Raw genomic sequence first — 20,890 nt, 5'->3', positions numbered from 1 at the left:
TAATCTGATAACGAGATATCGCAATTCATCTTCCTGCGGCAAAGGTTTACAAGAAATGTAACCGGTACCAATCCGTGGCGCCGCTAAGGGAATTGTGCCCATATGAAAGATCATATTTTGTCCGTCAAAGAGAAAATTGGCTACGGCATGGGTGACGCCGCCAGCCACATCATTTTTGATAACGTTATGTTGTATATGATGTTTTTCTACACCGATATCTTCGGCATCCCCGCTGGTTTTGTCGGCACCATGTTCCTGCTGGCGCGCGCGCTGGATGCGATCTCCGACCCGTGCATGGGCCTGCTGGCCGACCGTACCCGCAGCCGCTGGGGTAAATTTCGCCCGTGGATCCTCTTCGGCGCCATTCCGTTCGGCCTCGTCTGCGTACTAGCCTACAGCTCGCCGGACTTAAGCCACCACGGCAAGCTGATCTACGCTGCGGTAACCTACACGCTACTGACCCTGCTCTACACCGTGGTGAATATCCCTTACTGCGCGCTCGGCGGCGTGATCACCGACAACCCGACACAGCGCATCTCACTCCAGTCCTGGCGCTTTGTGCTGGCGACGGCAGGCGGCATGCTTTCCACCGTGCTGATGATGCCGCTGGTCAACGTTATCGGCGGCGAAGACAAAGCGCTTGGCTTCCAGGGCGGCATCGCGGTGCTGTCGGCGATCGCCTTCCTGATGCTGGCCTTCTGCTTTTTTACCACCAAAGAGCGTGTCGAAGCGCCGCCGAGCAGCACCTCGATGCGCGAAGATTTGCGCGATATCTGGCGCAATGACCAGTGGCGAGTGGTTGGCGTGCTCACCATCCTCAATATCCTCGCGGTCTGCGTTCGCGGCGGCGCGATGATGTACTACACCACCTGGATCATGGGCTCGGCGGCGCTGTTCACCGTCTTCCTCACCACTTACTGCGTCGGCAACCTGATTGGCTCAGCGCTGGCGAAACCGCTGACCGACTGGAAATGCAAAGTCAGCGTCTTCTGGTGGACCAACGCCATCCTGGCGGTGCTCAGCGTGGCGATGTTTTTCGTACCGATGGATGCCGAAATCACCATGTTCGTCTTTATCTTCGCCATTGGCGTACTGCACCAGCTGGTGACGCCAATCCAGTGGGTGATGATGTCCGACACCGTCGACTACGGCGAATGGTGCAACGGCAAACGCCTGACCGGCATCAGCTTTGCCGGCACCCTGTTTGTGCTCAAGCTGGGTCTGGCGCTGGGCGGCGCGCTCATCGGCTGGATGCTGGCCGGCGGCGGTTACGACGCCGCAGCCAAAACTCAGAACGGCGCCACCCTCACCATTATTATCGCCTTGTTCACCCTCGTTCCAGCGGTGTGCTACCTGCTGAGCGCGGCGATCGCCAAACGCTACTACACGCTGAAAACGCCGTTCCTGAAAAAAATGATGGCCGAGCTGGCCGAGGGCGCGCGTCGTAATGAACAAGATTTCGCAACAGCCCCGATCGACAAAGAATGGCAAAACTAAGAGGACGTTTTAATGAAAATCAGTGATGGAAACTGGCTCATTCAACCAGGGCTCACCCTGATCCAACCCGTACAGGTTTATGAGGTGGAGCAGCAGGGGAATGAAATGGTGGTCTATGCCGCGCCGCGCGATGTCCGCGAACGCGCCTGGCAGCTGGATACGCCGTTATTCACCCTGCGCTTTTTCTCCCCGCTGGAAGGGGTGATCGGGGTGCGTATGGAGCACTTCCAGGGCGCGCTGGATAACGGTCCGCACTACCCGCTGAACGTGCAGAACGACATCAATGTCACCATAGAGGATACGGCCGAATTCGCCGAGCTGAAAAGCGGTAGCCTTAGCGTGCGCGTCACTAAAGGCGAATTCTGGGCGCTGGATTTTCTGCGCGACGGCGTGCGTATCACCGGTAGTCAGCTGAAAAACAACGGCTACGTGCAGGATAGTCAGACCCAGCGCAATTATCTGTTTGAGCGCCTCGACCTCGGTGTCGGCGAAACCGTCTACGGTCTCGGCGAGCGCTTTACCGCCCTGGTGCGCAACGGCCAGACGGTAGAAACCTGGAACGAAGACGGCGGCACCAGCACCGAGCAATCCTATAAAAACATTCCGTTCTACCTGACCAACCGCGGCTACGGCGTGCTGGTCAATCACCCGCAGCGCGTCTCCTTCGAGGTGGGCTCGGAGAAGGTCTCGAAAGTCCAGTTTAGCGTGGAAGGTGAATACCTTGAGTACTTCGTGATCGATGGCCCAACGCCGAAAGCGGTGCTCAACCGCTATACGCAGCTCACCGGTCGCCCGGCGCTGCCGCCGGCATGGTCGTTTGGTCTGTGGCTGACCACCTCGTTCACCACCAACTATGACGAAGCGACGGTGAACCGCTTTATCGACGGCATGGCCGAGCGCCAGCTGCCGCTGCACGTCTTCCATTTCGACTGTTTCTGGATGAAGGCCTTCCAGTGGTGCGATTTCGAATGGGATCCGCTGACTTTCCCGGACCCGGAAGGGATGATCAAGCGCCTGAAGGCGAAAGGGCTGAAGATCTGCGTGTGGATCAATCCGTATATCGGCCAGCGCTCGCCGGTGTTCAAGGAGCTGAGAGAGAAGGGCTATCTGCTGAAGCGCCCGGACGGTTCGCTGTGGCAGTGGGATAAGTGGCAGCCTGGGCTGGCGATATATGACTTCACCAACCCGGAAGCCTGTCAGTGGTACGCCGACAAACTCAAAGGTCTGGTGGCGATGGGCGTCGACTGCTTCAAGACCGACTTCGGCGAACGCATCCCGACCGATGTGCAGTGGTTTGATGGTTCTGACCCGCAGAAAATGCACAACCATTACGCCTTCATCTATAACGAACTGGTGTGGAACGTGCTGAAAGAGACCGTCGGCGAGAAAGAAGCGGTGCTGTTCGCTCGCTCCGCCTCGGTGGGCGCGCAGCAGTTCCCGGTGCACTGGGGCGGCGACTGCTACGCCAATTACGAATCGATGGCGGAAAGCCTGCGCGGCGGGTTGTCGATCGGCATGTCTGGCTTCGGTTTCTGGAGCCACGATATCGGCGGTTTCGAGAATACCGCCCCGGCCCACGTCTACAAGCGCTGGTGCGCCTTCGGCCTGCTTTCCAGCCACAGCCGCCTGCACGGCAGTAAATCCTATCGTGTGCCATGGGCCTACGACGAAGAGTCCTGCGACGTGGTGCGCCACTTCACGCAGCTGAAATGCCGCATGATGCCCTATCTCTATCGTCAGGCGGCATTGGCCAATGAGTACGGCACCCCGATGCTGCGCGCGATGATGCTCGAGTTCCCGGACGATCCGACCTGCGACTATCTCGACCGCCAGTATATGCTGGGTGATTCAGTGCTGGTCGCGCCGGTGTTCTCCGAAGCGGGCGATGTGCAGTTTTATCTGCCGGAAGGGCGCTGGACGCATCTGTGGCATAACGATGAATTGCCGGGTAGCCGCTGGCATAAGCAGAATCATAATGCGCTGAGTCTGCCGGTCTACATTCGCGACAATACTCTGCTGGCGCTGGGCAACAATGACCAGAAACCCGATTATGCCTGGCATGAAGGCACCGCCTTCCAGCTGTTCCACCTCGAAGAGGGGCGCGAGGCGCGCTGTCAGGTTCCGGCGGCGGACGGTTCCACGATCTTCACCCTGAAGGCGAAGCGCCAGGGCAACACCATCGCCGTGAGCGGCGAAGGCGAAGCCCGCGGCTGGACGCTGTGCCTGCGCAATATCCAGCAGATAGCCGGCGTTCAGGGCGGCACGCAGACCGGCAGCGAATGGGGTGTGGTGGTGAGCGCCCAGGGCAATACGCTGACGATTACGTTGTAAAAGACTGCGTTAACGGCAGAGACCCTCTTCGCCTGGCGGAGAGGGTTTTTTATTCCATTTTTGTACAAAAAGTAATATTCATTTCAGTCTGGTGACTCAGGCCGCAGACGCCGTTGCTGAACGGTGATAGCGTATTCTGCCGCTGAGAGGAGCCCGCCATGGACGTAGAAAATATCTTTCGTGACGTGAAGCTAAGCAAAACGGAAATGACCGTGCTGCGCTTTATCCAGAACGACCCGGAGCAGTGTATCCGCCAGGGGGTCCGCGCCGTGGCGGAGCAGTGCTACAGTAATCCCTCCTCGCTGGTACGGCTGGCGAAAAAGCTTAAGTTCAGCGGCTGGCTGGAGCTGGTCTATTTCATCAAGTTCAATATCACCATGCCGAAGCTCGATGTCACCAACGATATCGACTATATGAGCATTCAGCCGGCGGAGGCGCTGACGCCACTGCTGGCAAGCCTCGCGCAGCAGCGCGTCCTGATCCACGGCAGCGGCTTTTCGCAGCTGATCGCCCAGTATATTTATAACAAGTTTCTCGTCACTGGGGTGAATGCCAGCCTGGCGCTGTGGCCGGATTACGAAATTCTTGAACAGAAAAACGCCGCTCGCTTCGACTCCATCTGGATCATTTCGAAATCCGGGCGCAGCAGCTCAGCGCTTAACTGGGTGAAGGCCCTGGAGGGGAAGGAGATTAATCTGGTCTGCTTTACCGGTGATTATCAGAGCCCGCTGGCGCAGGCTGCAGATACGGCGTTTATTATTCACGACCCGCAGAAGTTTGACGATGATATTTACTGGAGCAACCCGTTTTTCGGCTACTGCATCTTAGGCTTTGAGCGGCTACTGAAGATGTGGTTTACCCGCGTACGGAGCAATAGCTAGACCCGCTAAGCGCGGTGCGAGCGGGGGGAGTTCCCGGATGGCGGCTGGCGCCTTATCCGGGCTACCGGGTGATGCGGCTATTTGTCGGGTGGCGGCTTACGCCTGACCCGACCTACATAAAATAATAACCGCTCCGTTCGTAGCCCCGCTAAGCGCGGTGCGAGCGGGGGGAGTTCCCGGATGGCGGCTGGCGCCTTATCCGGGCTACCGGGTGATGCAGCTATTTGTCGGGTGGCGGCTTACGCCTGACCCGACCTACATAAAATCATAACCGCTCCGTTCGTAGCCCCGCTAAGCGCGGTGCGAGCGGGGGGAGTTCCCGGATGGCGGCTGGCGCCTTATCCGGGCTACCGGGTGATGCGGCTATTTGTCGGGTGGCGGCTTACGCTTGACCCGACCTACATATAATAATAACCGCTCCGTTCGTAGCCCCGCTAAGCGCGGTGCGAGCGGGGGGAGTTCCCGGATGGCGGCTGGCGCCTTATCCGGGCTACCGGGTGATGCGGCTATTTGTCGGGTGGCGGCTTACGCTTGACCCGACCTACATATACTAATAACCGCTCCGTTCGTAGCCCCGCTAAGCGTAGCGCAAGCGGGGGAATCCCATCGGCAGCAGGTTACCGCCAGGCGGCGAACTGCTCATCGTCGAGGTAGGCCTCGACCAGGGTTTTCGCCAGCGACCAGGAACCGATCAGCGGGTGCGCCATCAGCGCCCGCACCGCCAGCGACTTATCCTGCTGCAGGATCGCCGCTACCGCCAGCCGCTCATACTCTTTCACGCAGGAAATCATATTCTTCTGCGCCGTCGGCACCTTCACCGGCGTGACCGGCTTGAGGCCCTCCCGGCTCAGGTCGCAGCTGATCTCAATCACGTCGTCAGGGCGCAAAAAGTCGAGCGTGCCATTATTCTGGATCGACACCACGATCCGCTTGGTGGTGGTGCTGTTCACCGCTTCCAGAATATCCAGCGCCACCCCGGCATAGCCGCCGGTGTCCGGCTCTTCGATAAACTGCCGCAGCGTCAGCGGCTCGCGGGTATGAAATTTCTCCTGACGGGATTCGTTCTGCATATAGCTGTTTTCCCGGCGAAGGTAGTGTTGCATCCAGATATTGAAGGCGGCTTCCGGCTGCGTTCTGGCATCCACGGTGCGCAGCGCCTGGCGCATCTCCTGATTGATACGGGCGATCTGCTCCCCGCGCGTTTCGCCTGCCCCCTGAATCGCCTTCAGCGCCTCGTCGCGATAGTAATAATAATAGAGATATTCGTTGAGTAACTGGTTATCGCACAGCCGCACCAGTTCGGGTGAGAAATACTGCATCGCGGTCTTCTGGTACAGCGCCGGGCTGGCGATCAGCCGCTCGGTCACCGCTTCCCCGCGCACGGTGAAGTGGGTAAACCAGGAGAAATGGTTCAGCCCATAGCATTCCACGCTCAGGTCGCGCTCCTCACAGCCGAGGATCGCCGGCAGCTCACGAATCAGCTCGGAGGGGGCATCGCAGATCCCGTAGACCCGACGCTTAAAGCCGGACTTAACGATCGCTTCCGTCACCAGGCCTGAGGGGTTGGTAAAGTTAAACAGAATGGCGTCTTCGGCGGCATGCGCTTCGATCAGCCGGCAATAGTCGAGGATCGCCGGGATCGAACGCATGGCCATCGCGAAGCCGCCGGCGCCGGTGGTCTCCTGGCCGAGGGTGTTATGTTGCAGCGCAATGCGCTCGTCGCGAATACGGCTTTCATCACCACCGACCCGCAGGGTGGTAATAATATAATTAGCGTTTTGCAGCGCCGCGACCGGGTCGGTGGTGGTCGTGAAATGAATATCCGGGCGAATGGTCGTAAATACATAGCGGGCAATTTCGCCGAATATCGCCAGATTATCTGCAGAGTTATCGAGAAAAACCACCTCCGTTAAACCAATGCGGTGAGCATTATATGCCAGAGATTTCGCTAAAAATGCAGAGCGAACGCCGCCCCCGCCTAATACGGTTAATTTCATACAAACTCCTCATTAATTTTCTGCTAACCAGTTATCAACCCGGGAACGTACCTGTCCCACTTTTACGCCATAAATAACCTGAACCTCATTGCGATTGCGCACTACGCCGTTGGCGCCGGTATTTTTTAATTGCGCGTCATCAACCCGCGCCATATCGCGCACGGCCACGCGCAGGCGGGTAAAACAATTATCGACGGAGAGAATATTCTCCTTGCCCCCGAGACCGCGGATAATGTCATCGGTGACCGACTGCGGCTGCGCGACTTTCTGGCGATACTCCGCTTTGCTGTAGAGCTTCACGTTCTCGTCATCTTCCCGGCCCGGCGTTTTCAGATTCAGCTTCACCACCAGAGTGCGGAAAATCACGTAGTAGACGGCGAACTGGCCGATACCGATAAGGACATATCCCGGCCAGCGCGTTAAGGAGACCGGTAGCGGCAGGTTATAGATCAGAAATTCGATCAGGCCCGAGGCTCCCCAGGGGCGTACGGTGAAGAGGTCGCAAATGGCCTGCGAGGCGGCGGTTAACGTCGCATGGATAAACCACAGCAGCGGCGAGACAAACAAGAAGGTGAACTCAATCGGCTCGGTGATGCCGGTCAGCATAGAGGTGATAATCGCCGGCAGCAGAATCGCCTTGGCCATCACTTTTTTCTCCGGCTTCGCGGTGTGGTAGAACGCCAGCGAGGCGCCGGCCAGGCCGAAGATGGTGGTCATCCCTTGCTGTGAGAAGCGTAGGGCCTCATTCATCACCGGGGTCAGATCCGGATGGCGCATGTAGGCGAGAAAAATGGCCTGGGTACCGGAGACCACCTGACCGTCCACGTTCAGGGTGCCGCCAATCTGGGTGAGCTGGAAGGGTGACCAGACAAAATGGTGCAGGCCGGTCGGGATAAGAAATTTTTCAAAGAAACCATAGACGAAGACCCCGGCGACCCCGGCATTTTTCATAAAGCCGGTGAGGGCGGAGATGCCGTGGGTCATAAACGGCCAAATCCAGGTAAAGGCGATGGCGTAGAAGATAACCACCGGCGTCATCGCCACCAGCGTCAGCTTGGCGCCGCCGTACATCGACAGCGCGCCGGGCAGCTCAATGGTAGAGACTTTATTGTGCACCCACGCGATAGTGCAGCCGAGAATAATGCCAAGGAAAACGCCCATATACACCACTACAAAGCCCAGCAGTTGGGTTTGCCCGGTGCCATAATATTCACCGTTAATTTTTTCGGCGAGTCCGTGGGTGTGTTCCAGCCAGGAGTGGTTGGCGCCAAGAAACATAATGAAGCACATCACCGCAACCAGCGCGACTTCGGTTTTTTTATCTTTTGCCAGGCCATAGCTAATACCGACGCAAAATAATAAGCCGAGGTTGCCAAATAGAGGCCAAAAGGTGTCGCCGAGCATCTGCCCAAGCTGGTGCAGGAAACTGGTTTCAGCTATTAATGTCGGATTAGTTAATACTGAACTGAGGGCCAGAATTAAGCCAATGACCGGCAAGAACAATACGGCGCCGATCATGGCCCGGGAGAATTTTTGCATATTCTCCAGAATACGCTGACGTATTTCAGGCATGATTGATCCTTTTATATTTTTGTAGGTACAGGGAGCGGTTTCTTTTTATCGACTTCCAGTATTTTGGTTATAGCAACTCTGATATTTGAAAGGAACCAGTAGCGGTAAATAGGCACAGATAGCCGCTTATTGCACACAGGTTTCAGAATGCTTGCAGACTCCCTCCCTGAAAGGGAAAGGGCGTAGCCAGAGCGGAGTGTTTGCAGAGAAGCGTTCCCTCTCCCCGTGGGGGAGAGGGTGATGGGGCATCGCTAGGGCGTGACGGGAGTGGGCGTTGGCGCGGCGGGGGCGGTATTGACCTCGCCGTTGCGCATCGTTTGCGCCACCTGCTGTTTCTCCATATTCACGGCGCTAAGCTGTGCGTTGACCGTCGGCTTGAGCGGGGCATCGGCCTGCACGCTGCCGCTGGCGGTCAGCTGGAGATTGCCATCCCCGCTAATGGGGAGCGAAGGCCAGCCCCAGGCCTGCAGAATATTCAGCGGCACGCCGCGGCCGTTCAGGCTCAAATTGACCTGGCGCTGCGGCAGCTGGGATACGGCGGCGGTGGCCTGCAGAATGCCGCGCTCGGTGAAGGCGCTGAGCTCAGTGATATTGACCGTCGACGCCGTGGCGCTCAGCTTGAGTGAAGGGCGACGCACGTCAATTCGGTTAAAGGTCGCCGCCGCGGCGTTCAGCGTCGCGCTACCGTTCCACACCCCCCAGCTGCCGTTTTTCACCAGCTGAAGCTCGCCGCCATAGCCATCGAGAGCGGTAATTTGCCATGGGAAGGCTGGGTCCACATCGATGATCAGGTTGCGGCTGGCGCTGAATTTTTTCAGCGTCAGGCTTTGCAGCCAGGCCGGCAGCGGCGTCATCCACAGTGGCTTCCAGTTCGCCGGCAGCGTGTACTCCAGCCCGGCGAAGGCGGTGTCGTCAAGCACCAGCGCGTTACCGGCGCGCAGCCAGTTGCCGGAGGTTCGCACCATGCCGCCCTCCCAGCGCGAGGAGAACTGGCGCAGGGCAATACCCTGGGGTGAAAATTCGGCATTCAGGATCGGGTCGAAAAAGTGCAGCGAGCCATAGATAAATTCGCTGGCATTCATCGACAGCGCGCCGTCCTGGCTCTGCCAGCCGCCGTGACTGAGCGTCAGGTTGCGCAGGCTCAGGTCAAGGTCGGTTACCGCCCAGTCCGGCCCCTGCAGGCGGGCGTCGGTGATATCCAGGCGGCCAATCTGCAGAGAGGGGACCGTGGTTAACGGCGCGAAAAAGTCGGCCAGCGAGGCGGCGCTCTGCAGTCGGATCTCATTGAGCTGCAGGTTATCCACCAGCCAGCTGCCGTCGGCGCTGCGTTTCGCATTGCCGGTTAAGGTGCCGCGGGCGACATCGGCGCCGAGGGTGGAGAGGGTGACCTCGCCCTGATCAATCTTGCCCTGAATCAGAACATTGCTGGCTTCGACGCCATTGAGCGTCATCGAGCCCGCGCTCATCTGGATCTGCGCCGTTTTCCCCAGCACATTGCCTGCCTCCGGCGCCCATGGGCTGACGCCGCCAGTGACGCGCTGCGCGCTGAGCGCCCAGCCGGTTTCCGGACTATTGAAGGCCATATTGCGCAACATTAGCCGGTCTGCAGCGAACGGCAGGTCGGCAGAGTGGGGTGACAGATTCAGGGTGCCGTCGTTAAGGACAATCTCATCCGCATGCAGCGGGTCGCTAAACTGGCAGGTGCTGAAGCCAATATCGACCGTTTTCGCCACCAGGGTTGCCGGCTTGCCTTCCCGGCCAAAGGTGACGTTTTGCAACTGCACATGAAGAGGGGAGGAGAAATCGTGGTCCATCGCATCGAAGGAGACCTGCCAGCCGGTGCCATTGCTGAGCCAGGCGCTGGCCTGGCGGGCGCCCCAGTGGGTTTGCAGCAGGAACCACGCGCCAACGATGACGAGCAGCAGAGCGACTAGCAGCCAGAGAATCAGCTTTCCAAGAAATTTCATGGTCTTCCATTCTGTGAGATGCACATAACCGTGTTATGCCCGATTTATGTGCACTTCTCAAGGCAGGCGTGGTTTATTTCCGTGACGGGGCAGACGGTGGAGGGCAGCGCCAGGGTGCCCCGGCCGATGGCACGACCGGGACGCGTTAAATCAGGCTTTTTCTGGCGGGAAAATTAAATTCAGAACAATCGCCGTGATACCGCCGGCGGCGATACCGGAGGAGAGCAGATTCTTCAGCCAGTCCGGCGCGAACTGCAGGATCAACGGCTGCTGCGACACGCCGAGGCCCACCGCCAGCGACAGGGCGATAATCAGGATCGCCCGGCGATTCAGCGGCTCGCGGGAGACGATGCGCACGCCGGACGCGGCGATGGTGCCGAACATCACCAGCGTGGCGCCGCCGAGCACTGGCTCAGGGATATGCTGTACGAAGCCGCTCACCGCCGGGAACAGCCCGAGGACGATCAGCATCAGCGCCACCACAAAGCCGACGTAGCGGCTGGCGACGCCGGTCAGCTGGATCACGCCGTTGTTCTGGCCGAAGCAGGAGTTCGGGAAGGTGTTGAAGACCGCGGACACAAAGGAGTTGAGGCCGTTAGCCAGCACGCCGCCTTTCAGGCGCTTCATATACAGCGGACCCGAGACCGGCTGTTCGGAGACGTCGGAGGTGGCGGTGATATCGCCGATGGTTTCCAGGGAGGTGATCATAAACACCAGCATCAGCGGCAGCAGCAGGCTCCAGTCAATGCCGAGGCCATAGTAGAGTGGCGTCGGGACGGTGATGAGGCTGCTGTTGGTCGGGGCGGTGTTGGCCGGCAGCATATCGAGGAACCACGCCGCCAGATAGCCCGCCGCCATGGCAATCACCAGCGAAGCGATGCGCAAATAGGGATTACGCTGGCGGTTGAGAATGATGATCAGCGCCAGCACGATGCCCGCCAGCAGCAGGTTCTTCGGCGCGCCGAAGGTATGGTCGGCCATCGCCGCGTAGCCGCCGCCGATGGAGGTCAACCCAACCTGAATCAGCGACAGGCCGATGATCATCACCACCACGCCGGAGACCAGCGGGGTAATGATGCGGCGCGCGAGGTGCAGGACGCGGGAGAGGACCATTTCCGTGCAGCTGGCCAGCATCAGGGTGCCGAACAGGGCGGCCATCATCGTCGGGACGTCGGCGCCGCCGGTTTTCAGCGCGGTGCCGCCCATGATCAGCGGGGCGACAAAGTTGAAGCTGGTGCCCTGGATGGAGAGCAGTCCGGAACCGACCGGGCCCCAGGCTTTGATCTGAATAATGGAGGCCACGCCGGAGGCGAACAGCGACATGCTGATGATATGTTGGGTATCTTGCGCCGGGAGACCGAGAGCCTGGCAGATTAATAGCGCCGGGGTGATCACCGCGACAAACATCGCCAGCAGGTGCTGGAAGGCGGCGAACAGGGTTTGCGGTAGGGGCGGGCGATCTTCGAGGCGGTAAATTAATTCGCTGGCTGGTTTATGCGCAACCGGTTGCGCATTTTCTGACTCTGCGGTGTTAACGGACATCACAAGCAATCCCAAGGTGGCAAAGCGGGAATTTTATCGGACTGTAGACCAAAAGCAAACGTTTGCCAGCGTTTGCCCATAAAAATTTATGCTGTGAATATGCGCAACGAGATTATTAACATTTTGTATGCTAAATCGCATCATTCAGGATACAAAATATCTTTTTCTGTCATTTTTTCCGCCGTTCTGCGTAAAATCCCCCTCTGCCTCCTCATGAAGAGAAGCTAAAGACACCAGGAATATCGTCGCGTGTGAATGGATCATGCGCCCATAAGGAGCTTTTTATGTTTCATCTCGATACCTTATCGACGCTCGTTGCCGCAACGCTTGTGCTATTACTCGGCAGAAAACTCGTCCAAACCGTACCCCTCCTCAAGAAATACACCATTCCTGAACCTGTTGCCGGCGGTCTGCTGGTGGCGCTGGCGCTGCTGGTGCTGAAAAAAAGTATGGATATCGATATTGATTTCGATATGAGCCTCAAAGATCCGCTGATGCTGGCGTTCTTCGCCACCATCGGTCTGAACGCCAACCTGGCCAGCCTGCGGGCGGGCGGCAAGGTGCTGGGTACCTTTCTGATTGTGGTGGTTGGTCTGTTGCTGCTGCAGAACGCCCTCGGTATCGGCATGGCGAAGCTGTTGGGCCTGGATCCGCTGATGGGTCTGCTGGCCGGTTCTATTACCCTTTCCGGCGGCCACGGCACCGGGGCGGCATGGAGCAAGCTGTTCGTTGAGCGCTATGGTTTTGCCAACGCCACCGAGGTGGCGATGGCCTGCGCGACTTTCGGCCTGGTGCTCGGCGGCCTGATCGGCGGCCCGGTGGCGCGTTACCTGGTGAAACACTCTTCCTCGCCGGACGGGACGCCGGACGATCAGGTGGCGCCGACCGCCTTCGAAAAGCCGGACGTGGGGCGGGTGATCACCTCGCTGGTGCTGATCGAGAGTATCGCCCTGATCGCTATCTGTCTGACGGTGGGCAAGGTGGTTGCGCAACTGCTGGCGGGCAGTGTCTTTGAATTGCCGACCTTTGTCTGCGTGCTGTTTATCGGCGTGATCCTCAGCAACAGCCTGGCGCTGGCGGGGCTGTATCGGGTGTTCGATCGCGCGGTGTCGGTGCTGGGCAACGTCAGCCTGTCGCTGTTCCTCGCCATGGCGCTGATGAGCCTCAAGCTCTGGGAACTGGCTTCTCTGGCGCTGCCGATGATTATTATCCTGGCGGTGCAGGCGGTAGCGATGGCGCTGTATGCAGTGTTCGTCACCTATCGGATGATGGGTAAAAACTACGATGCCGCGGTGCTGGCAGCCGGGCATTGCGGGTTTGGTCTGGGGGCAACGCCGACGGCGATCGCCAATATGCAGGCAATTACCGACCGTTTCGGCCCGTCACATATGGCCTTCCTGGTGGTGCCGATGGTGGGGGCGTTCTTTATCGATATCGTCAACGCGCTGGTGATTAAGCTGTACCTGTTGCTGCCGATATTTGGTTGATAAAAAACCCGGAGGCGGTGCTGCGCACCTGTCCGGGCTACAAGATCGTGCTGTTTGGGGTTTTGTAGCCCGGCTAAGGCGTTTACGCCGCAAGCCGGGAATACCTCCACAATCTTACGCTTCGTCGTGCTCTTCCCACGCTAACGCGCGTTTCACCGCTTTCTTCCAGCCGCTGTAACGATAGTTACGCTCGGTGGTTTCAATCCCCGGGCGGAATTCACGCTCAATCACCGCTTTTTCCTGCAGCTCATCGAGGTTCTGCCAGAAGCCGACCGCCAGACCGGCCAGATAGGCGGCGCCCAGGGCTGTCACTTCGCGCACTTCCGGACGCTCCACGCGGGTGCCGAGGATATCGGACTGGAACTGCATGAGGAAGTTGTTGGCCACCGCGCCGCCATCCACGCGCAGCGCATGCAGACGGATACCGGAGTCAGCCTGCATCGCTTCCAGCACGTCGCGGGTCTGATAGGCGATGGACTCCAGCGTCGCACGGATAATGTGGTTCGAGTTCACGCCACGGGTGAGGCCGAAAATCGCGCCGCGGGCATAGGGGTCCCAGTACGGCGCGCCAAGACCGGTGAACGCAGGCACGACGTACACGCCGTTGGTGTCCTTCACTTTGGTGGCGAAGTACTCGGAATCGAACGCATCGCTGATGAGCTTCATCTCGTCGCGCAGCCACTGAATGGAGGCGCCAGCCATAAACACCGCCCCTTCCAGTGCGTAGTTCACCTCGCCGCGCGGACCGCAGGCGATGGTGGTCAGCAGACCGTGAGTGGAGGTCACCGCTTTTTCGCCGGTGTTCATCAGCATAAAGCAGCCGGTGCCGTAGGTGTTTTTCGCCATCCCTTCCTTGACGCACAGCTGGCCGAACAGGGCCGCCTGCTGGTCACCGGCGATCCCGGCGATAGGAATACGGGTCCCGCCTTTACCACCGATGTTGGTCTGGCCGTACACTTCGGACGACTTGCGCACTTCCGGCAGCATGGCGCGCGGAATATCCAGCGCGTCGAGCATCTTGTCGTCCCAGTCCAGGTCGTGGATGTTGAACAGCATGGTACGCGAGGCGTTGGTGTAGTCGGTGACGTGCACGCGACCCTGGGTCATCTTCCAGATAAGCCAGGTGTCCACGGTGCCGAACAGCAGCTCACCGCGCTTCGCACGCTCACGGGAACCTTCGACATGGTCGAGGATCCATTTCACCTTGGTGCCGGAGAAGTAGGGGTCCACCACCAGGCCAGTGGCCTTGCGGATATACTCCTCCATCCCGTCACGCTTGAGCTGCTCGCAGATCTCGGCGGTGCGGCGGCACTGCCAGACGATGGCGTTATAGATCGGTTTGCCGGTCTCGCGCTCCCACACCACCACGGTCTCACGCTGGTTGGTGATACCGATGGCCGCGATCTGATCGGAGTTGATATCCGCTTTGGCCAGCGCTTCGACCAGCGTCGAGCTTTGGGACGCCCAGATTTCCATCGGGTCGTGTTCAACCCAGCCTGGCTTAGGATAAATTTGTTCGAATTCTCGCTGGGAGACGCTGACGATATTGGCATCATGATCCATCACAACGGCCCGGGAGCTGGTAGTGCCCTGGTCAAGCGCAACGATATATTTTTTGTCGGTCATAGTCGGTGTCCCGTAGTCAGATTACAGCGAAGCTTTATGTTGAGTGGAGGAAGAGGAGGGGCTCTCTTGCTCTTCGTCCACGCAGGTGTCGCAAGGCAGGTGGCGGCCAATCAGCTTACGATAGCTGAAAGCGCCCAGCGCCGCGCCGACCACCGGTGCGCACAGCGGCACCAGGAAATAAGGAATATCTTTACCGCCGGTGAAGGCGACGTCGCCCCAGCCGGCCAGCCAGGCGAAGGCTTTTGGGCCGATATCACGCGCCGGGTTCATGGCGAAGCCGGTCAGCGGTCCCATGGAGGCGCCAATCACCGCGATCAGCAGGCCGATCAGCAGCGGCGCCAGCGGGCCGCGCGGCACACCGTTGCCATCGTCGGTCAGTGCCAGGATGACGCCCATCAGGATAGCGGTAATCACCATCTCTACCGCGAAGGCCTGCACAAAATTGATATGCGGGTTCGGGTAAGTGGAGAAGATGCCAGCCAGATCAAGGCTTTCCACGCTGCCGCGTACCATATGGTGGGTGGTTTCATAATCGAGGAAAAGATTGTAATAAAGCCCGTAAACTAATGCCGCAGCGCAAAAGGCGCCAGCGAATTGCGAAATAATAAAAGGAACCACTTTGCGGCCATCGAAGCAGGCGAACAGCCAGAGCGCGATAGTCACCGCAGGGTTAAGGTGCGCACCGGATACCCCTGCGGTCAGGTAGATCGCCATGGCGACGCCCAGACCCCAGATGATGCTGATTTCCCATTGTCCGAAGCTGGCTCCCGCGACCTTGAGCGCAGCCACGCACCCAACGCCGAAAAAGATCAACAACCCGGTACCGAGGAACTCTGCGATGCACTGGCCTTTTAAGGTTGATGTTTGGCTCATAATCGAATCCTGAAGCGTGGTGATGATTATTGTATGTAGGGTGGTCACAGACGACCATATTGCCATGTAGGCATAGTGTTAATTTATCGTTAACGAGCAAAAACGAGAAATATCGAACTTCAAATGTGTGTACCACGTCAAGAAAATGAGCGTTTTCGCGCCATTCGCGCGCATTAAGCGCGCTGCCGGAGCGTTTCACCTCGCATTTTGTTAACCATAATATTAACAATGGCTCATGAAGTACGAGCGAACTGCGCTGAAAGTACCAGGTAAAGACTGAAAAGTGTTGCAAACCGCAATCTGCGCGGCTTGTCGCTGGACAGGGGCGGCGGGGATTCATACAATCGACGATAACACCGCTATGTGCGCTAATTTTCGTTAAGGCGGGACCGCGTATACGAAACACCAGTTTCTATCAACGCCTTGCAAGTTCAGGAGAGGTATGACGATGTCATTAGAAGTGTTTGAGAAATTAGAATCTAAGGTTCAGCAGGCGATTGATACCATCACTCTGTTGCAGATGGAAATCGAAGAGCTGAAAGAAAAGAACAACACCCTGGTGCAGGAAGTTCAGAGCGCGCAGCATGGTCGTGAAGAGCTGGAGCGCGAAAACAGCCAGCTGAAAGAGCAGCAGCAGGGCTGGCAGGAGCGTCTGCAGGCGCTGCTGGGCCGCATGGAAGAAGTCTAATCGCTTCACGCCCTCTCCCGCCAGGGAGGGGGTGATCCTTATCCCTTCCTTTATACTCACAAGTTATAGCCAATCTTTTTTTATTCTTTAATCATTGAATCGCTTTCTGGCACGCTTAGCCCATCACAACACGATATAAAGAGAGCGGTGCGATGAATAAGTGGGGCGTAGGGTTAACTCTGTTGCTGGCATCCGCCAGCGTTCTGGCAAAAGATTTTCAGCTATTAAACGTATCTTATGATCCAACGCGCGAGCTGTACGAACAGTACAACAAAGCGTTCAGCGCGCACTGGAAGCAGGAGACCGGCGACAACGTGGTGATCCGCCAGTCGCACGGCGGCTCCGGCAAGCAGGCGACCTCGGTGATTAACGGTATTGAAGCGGATGTGGTTACGCTGGCGCTGGCCTACGACGTCGACGCGATCGCCGAGCGCGGCCGTATCGATAAAAACTGGCTGAAGCGCCTGCCGGATAACTCCGCGCCTTATACTTCCACCATCGTGTTCCTTGTCCGTAAGGGCAACCCGAAACAGATCCATGACTGGAACGACCTGATCAAACCGGGCGTGTCGGTCATCACCCCGAACCCGAAAAGCTCCGGCGGCGCTCGCTGGAACTACCTGGCGGCCTGGGGCTATGCCCTACATCAGAACCATGGCGACCAGGCGAAAGCCCAGGATTTCGTCAAGGCGCTGTATAAAAACGTGGAAGTGCTGGACTCCGGCGCGCGCGGTTCGACCAATACCTTCGTAGAACGCGGGATCGGCGATGTGCTGATCGCCTGGGAAAACGAAGCGCTGCTGGCGACCAACGAACTGGGCAAAGACAAGTTTGAAATCGTGACCCCGAGTGAGTCGATTCTGGCTGAGCCGACCGTTTCGGTGGTCGATAAAGTCGTGGATAAGAAAGGCACCCGCCAGGTGGCGGAAGCGTACCTGAAGTATCTCTACTCGCCGGAAGGCCAGGAGATTGCGGCGAAGAACTTCTACCGTCCGCGCGATCCGAACGTGGCGAAGAAATATGCTAATGAATTCCCGAAACTGAAACTGTTCACTATCGATCAGGAGTTCGGCGGCTGGACGAAAGCGCAGAAAGAGCACTTCTCCAACGGCGGCACCTTCGACCAGATTAGCCAGCGTTAATTCTCTTGTCCCTGCTTGCGCTACGCTTAGCAGGGCTACAGTTCTGCGCTGTGCGTAACCCGGGCAAGGCGCCAGACGCCACCCGGGAATCCCTGCTTGCACTAGGCTTAGCAGGGCTACAGTTCTGCGCTGTGCGTAGCCCGGGTAAGGCGCCAGCCGCGACCCGGAAAACGCTCCGCCCGTCATCTGTTTTCATTTAGTCATCAAATTACGTTACTCTTCCGCTTCAGGCTTAACAGGGAATGAAAATGAGAAGAGTAAGATACTTTTTGCTGGCGCTGCTGGTGGCGATCCTCGCGGCGCTGGCGGGCGGCTACTACTGGCTGCACTCTGGCAACCCGGACGCGTTGCGCAAGATTGTTCTGCAGCAGTGCGTTCCCCATCAGCAACAGCAGCAAAACCCGTCGCCGTGCGCCGAAGTGAACCTCAAGGGCGGCTATGTGCTGTTTAAAGATCGTAACGGCCCGCTGCAGTATTTGCTGATGCCGACCTACCGCATTAACGGCACCGAAAGCCCGCTGCTGCTGGACCCGCTGACGCCGAACTTCTTCTGGCAGGCCTGGCAGGGGCGTGAGATCATGAGCCAGCGCCACGGCGCGCCGGTTCCCGATAACGCGATATCGCTGGCGATCAACTCGCGCAGCGGACGCACGCAAAACCATTTCCATATTCATATCTCTTGCCTGCGCCCCGATGTGCGCGCGCAGTTAGACAAGGATGCGGCGGCGATCAGCAGCCGCTGGCTGCCGTTGCCGGGCGGGCTTCAGGGCCATGAATATCTGGCGCGCCGGGTGACGGAGGCGGAGCTCGCCCAGCGCAGCCCGTTCCTGATGCTGGCGGAAGAGGTGCCGGAGGCGCGTCAGCATATGGGACGCTACGCGCTGGCGATGGCGCAGCAGAGCGACGGCTCTCTGGTGCTGCTGGCGACGGAGCGTAACCTGCTGTCCCTGAACCGGGCCTCGGCGGAAGAAATTCAGGATCATCGCTGCGCCATCCTTAACGCAAACCACTAGTTCTGGCGTTTACCTGTCTTACCTGTCGTCGTATTCTTGCTGAAAAAAACGACAGGAGACAGGCATGTCGCTCTGGCTTACCCACCCGCTGTTCCTCCCTTCACTGATTGTCGGCGTTACCATTGTGCTCTGGGCGACGTCGCTGCTGCCGGAATTTATCACCGCGCTGCTGTTTTTCGCTGCGGCGATGATGGCTAAAATCGCCCCGCCGGAGGTGATCTTCGGCGGCTTTGCCTCCTCGGCCTTCTGGCTGGTGTTCAGCGGCTTTGTGCTCGGCATCGCGATCCGTAAAACCGGGCTGGCGGACCGGGCGGCGCAGGCGCTGTCGGCGCGGCTAACCGACTCCTGGCCGCGGATGGTCGCCAGCGTGGTACTCCTGAGCTATGCCCTGGCGTTCGTGATGCCTTCCAACATGGGGCGCATCGCGCTGCTGATGCCGATCGTGGCGGCGATGGCCCGCCGGGCGGGCATTGCCGACGGCAGCCGCGGCTGGTACGGCCTGGCGCTGGCGGTGGGGTTCGGCACCTTTCAGCTGTCGGCGACCATTCTGCCCGCCAACGTGCCGAATCTGGTGATGAGCGGCGCGGCGGAGGGGTCGTACGGTATCCATCTGAATTATGTTCCTTATTTACTGCTGCATACACCGGTGCTTGGCTGGCTGAAAGGGGCGGCGCTGGTGGCGCTGATCTGCTGGCTGTTTCCCGGTAAGCCGCATCCGCCGCGCGACCTGGCGCCGCTGCCGGCGATGAGCCGCGACGAGAAGCGTCTGGCGTGGCTGCTGGCGGTGGTCCTCACGCTGTGGGTGACCGAGAGCTGGCATGGCATCGGCCCGGCGTGGACCGGCCTGGCGGCGGCGGTGGTCACGCTGTTGCCGCGGGTGGGCTTTATCAGCGGCGAAGAGTTTGCCAGCGGGGTGAATATGCGCACCTGTATTTATGTTGCCGGGATTTTGGGGCTGGCGATCGCCGTCACCCAAACCGGGATTGGCGGCGCGGTGGGCAATGCGCTGCTGCAGGTGATGCCCCTGGATAAGGACAATCCTTTCACCAGCTTCCTGGCGCTGACCGGAATTACCAGCGCGCTGAACTTTATTATGACCGCCAACGGCGTGCCGGCGCTGTATACCACCTTTGCCCAGAGCTTTGCCGACGCCACCGGCTTCCCGCTGCTGAGCGTGATTATGATTCAGGTGCTGGGCTATTCCACGCCGCTGCTGCCGTATCAGGCGTCGCCAATCGTGGTCGCGATGGGGTTAGGCAAAGTCCCGGCGAGGGCGGGGATGTTGCTTTGTCTGGCGCTGGCGGCGGTGAGCTATTTGATTTTACTGCCGCTGGACTACGCCTGGTATCAGCTGCTGGGAAAACTGTAGCGGCAAAAAAAGCCCGGCTTGCGTTGTGCGAAGCCGGGCCTCAGAGATTTATCAGTCATCCCGGTCGCGTGTCGCCACCGGAAAAAGCGGATTACGCTTTTTTCGCTGCTTCTGCTGCTTTAACGATCACCGCGAAAGCGTCTGCTTTCAGGGAGGCGCCGCCAACCAGCGCGCCGTCGATGTCCGGCTGGGTGAACAGCTCTGCGGCGTTGCCAGCGTTAACGGAACCGCCGTACTGGATGATCACTTGCTCAGCGATTTTCGCGTCAGCTTTAGCAATGTGGTCACGGATGAATTTGTGCACCGCCTGAGCCTGAGCCGGGGTCGCGGATTTGCCGGTACCGATAGCCCATACCGGTTCGTAAGCGATAACCACGCCTTCGAAAGCGGCAGCGCCCTGCGTTTTCAGTACCGCGTCGATCTGACGTGCGCAAACTTCTTCCGTTTTGCCCGCTTCGTTTTCGGCTTCGGTTTCACCGATGCACAGTACCGGAGTCAGACCCTGCTCTTTCAGCACGGCGAATTTCTTCGCGATCAGCTCGTCGGATTCTTTGTGGTAGGTACGACGTTCGGAGTGGCCGATGATGATGTACTGCGCGCCGATATCTTTCAGCATTTCGGCGGAGGTTTCACCGGTGAAAGCGCCGGACAGGTTTACGTCAACGTTCTGCGCGCCCAGGTGGATGTGGCTGCCTTCTGCCGCACGCTTAGCCAGGTCCAGATACATTTCCGGCGGGGCGATGGCAACTGCGCAGCCGCTTACGCCAGCCAGCTCGGTACGCAGGTTCGCAACCAGTTCGTTTACCATGTGGCGGCTGCCGTTCAGTTTCCAGTTACCCATCACTAAAGGATGTCGCATTTTAATTCTCCACGCTACTTAAGCGAATTAAGGAATATAGCCGCCC

15 protein-coding genes are annotated in these 20,890 nt (G+C 58.6%); 8 read left to right on the top strand and 7 right to left on the bottom strand.

All coding sequences use genetic code 11. The annotated features are described in order from the left end of the window. Positions 1–102: 102 nt before the first annotated feature. The 3 genes from CE636_RS14465 (at position 103) to CE636_RS14455 (ending at position 4,709) form a co-directional block, all read left to right on the top strand. Entirely contained in the window at positions 103–1,497 is a 1,395-nt protein-coding gene (locus CE636_RS14465; protein ID WP_017900751.1) for a glycoside-pentoside-hexuronide family transporter, read from the top strand. Between the two features lie 12 nt (positions 1,498–1,509). Continuing rightward, positions 1,510–3,828 (top strand): alpha-xylosidase, encoded by a 2,319-nt coding sequence (gene yicI, locus CE636_RS14460; protein WP_017900750.1) that lies wholly within the window; start codon positions 1,510–1,512, stop codon positions 3,826–3,828. Between the two features lie 158 nt (positions 3,829–3,986). Continuing rightward, positions 3,987–4,709, top strand: coding sequence for a MurR/RpiR family transcriptional regulator (locus tag CE636_RS14455; protein ID WP_004205097.1), 723 nt, complete (start codon positions 3,987–3,989; stop codon positions 4,707–4,709). A gap of 617 nt (positions 4,710–5,326) precedes the next feature. Here CE636_RS14455 and CE636_RS14450 read toward each other — a convergent pair. The 4 genes from CE636_RS14450 to CE636_RS14435 all read right to left on the bottom strand — a co-directional run bounded on the left by CE636_RS14450 (position 5,327) and on the right by CE636_RS14435 (position 11,787). Beyond that, positions 5,327–6,706: a maltose-6'-phosphate glucosidase gene (locus CE636_RS14450; protein WP_004205096.1), complete on the bottom strand. Its 1,380-nt coding sequence runs from the start codon at positions 6,704–6,706 to the stop codon at positions 5,327–5,329. A gap of 12 nt (positions 6,707–6,718) precedes the next feature. Then, positions 6,719–8,278, bottom strand: a complete 1,560-nt coding sequence (locus tag CE636_RS14445; protein ID WP_017900066.1) for a PTS transporter subunit EIIC — start codon at positions 8,276–8,278, stop codon at positions 6,719–6,721. Between the two features lie 251 nt (positions 8,279–8,529). Further along, on the bottom strand, positions 8,530–10,245 hold the full coding sequence (locus CE636_RS14440; protein ID WP_017900065.1) for an AsmA family protein: 1,716 nt from the start codon (positions 10,243–10,245) through the stop codon (positions 8,530–8,532). Between the two features lie 150 nt (positions 10,246–10,395). Beyond that, positions 10,396–11,787, bottom strand: coding sequence for a nucleobase:cation symporter-2 family protein (locus tag CE636_RS14435; protein ID WP_004150226.1), 1,392 nt, complete (start codon positions 11,785–11,787; stop codon positions 10,396–10,398). Positions 11,788–12,071: 284 nt separating this feature from the next. Between CE636_RS14435 and gltS the strand changes: the two genes are divergently transcribed. Beyond that, positions 12,072–13,274, top strand: a complete 1,203-nt coding sequence (gene gltS, locus CE636_RS14430) for a sodium/glutamate symporter (RefSeq protein WP_004901437.1) — start codon at positions 12,072–12,074, stop codon at positions 13,272–13,274. 114 nt (positions 13,275–13,388) lie between these two features. Here the strand turns inward: gltS and glpK are convergent, their stop codons facing one another. Continuing rightward, positions 13,389–14,900, bottom strand: coding sequence for a glycerol kinase GlpK (glpK, locus tag CE636_RS14425; RefSeq protein ID WP_004873089.1), 1,512 nt, complete (start codon positions 14,898–14,900; stop codon positions 13,389–13,391). Positions 14,901–14,921: 21 nt separating this feature from the next. After that, complete coding sequence (locus CE636_RS14420) at positions 14,922–15,773, bottom strand: MIP/aquaporin family protein (protein WP_004205091.1); 852 nt, start codon at positions 15,771–15,773, stop codon at positions 14,922–14,924. Positions 15,774–16,215: 442 nt separating this feature from the next. Here CE636_RS14420 and zapB point away from each other — a divergent pair, with 442 nt between their 5' ends. The 4 genes from zapB to CE636_RS14400 all read left to right on the top strand — a co-directional run bounded on the left by zapB (position 16,216) and on the right by CE636_RS14400 (position 19,985). Beyond that, a complete protein-coding gene (gene zapB, locus CE636_RS14415; RefSeq protein ID WP_004150222.1) occupies positions 16,216–16,461 on the top strand; it encodes a septal ring assembly protein ZapB in 246 nt (81 codons plus the stop codon). 152 nt (positions 16,462–16,613) lie between these two features. Continuing rightward, complete coding sequence (locus tag CE636_RS14410) at positions 16,614–17,603, top strand: sulfate ABC transporter substrate-binding protein (protein WP_004205090.1); 990 nt, start codon at positions 16,614–16,616, stop codon at positions 17,601–17,603. A gap of 242 nt (positions 17,604–17,845) precedes the next feature. Further along, the gene (locus tag CE636_RS14405) at positions 17,846–18,616 is read left to right on the top strand and encodes a CDP-diacylglycerol diphosphatase (protein WP_025999223.1); all 771 of its coding nucleotides are present in this window, start codon (positions 17,846–17,848) and stop codon (positions 18,614–18,616) included. A 64-nt stretch (positions 18,617–18,680) separates the two neighbouring features. Further along, on the top strand, positions 18,681–19,985 hold the full coding sequence (locus CE636_RS14400) for an SLC13 family permease (protein WP_017900063.1): 1,305 nt from the start codon (positions 18,681–18,683) through the stop codon (positions 19,983–19,985). A gap of 91 nt (positions 19,986–20,076) precedes the next feature. Here CE636_RS14400 and tpiA read toward each other — a convergent pair whose 3' ends face one another. Beyond that, positions 20,077–20,844, bottom strand: coding sequence for a triose-phosphate isomerase (gene tpiA / locus CE636_RS14395; protein WP_002922909.1), 768 nt, complete (start codon positions 20,842–20,844; stop codon positions 20,077–20,079). Between the last annotated feature and the right edge of the window lie 46 nt (positions 20,845–20,890).

Origin of the sequence: Klebsiella sp. LY (assembly GCF_004010915.1) — a bacterium.
Classification (GTDB): domain Bacteria; phylum Pseudomonadota; class Gammaproteobacteria; order Enterobacterales; family Enterobacteriaceae; genus Klebsiella; species Klebsiella quasipneumoniae.
This window is presented reverse-complemented; position numbering and strand designations above follow the sequence as displayed.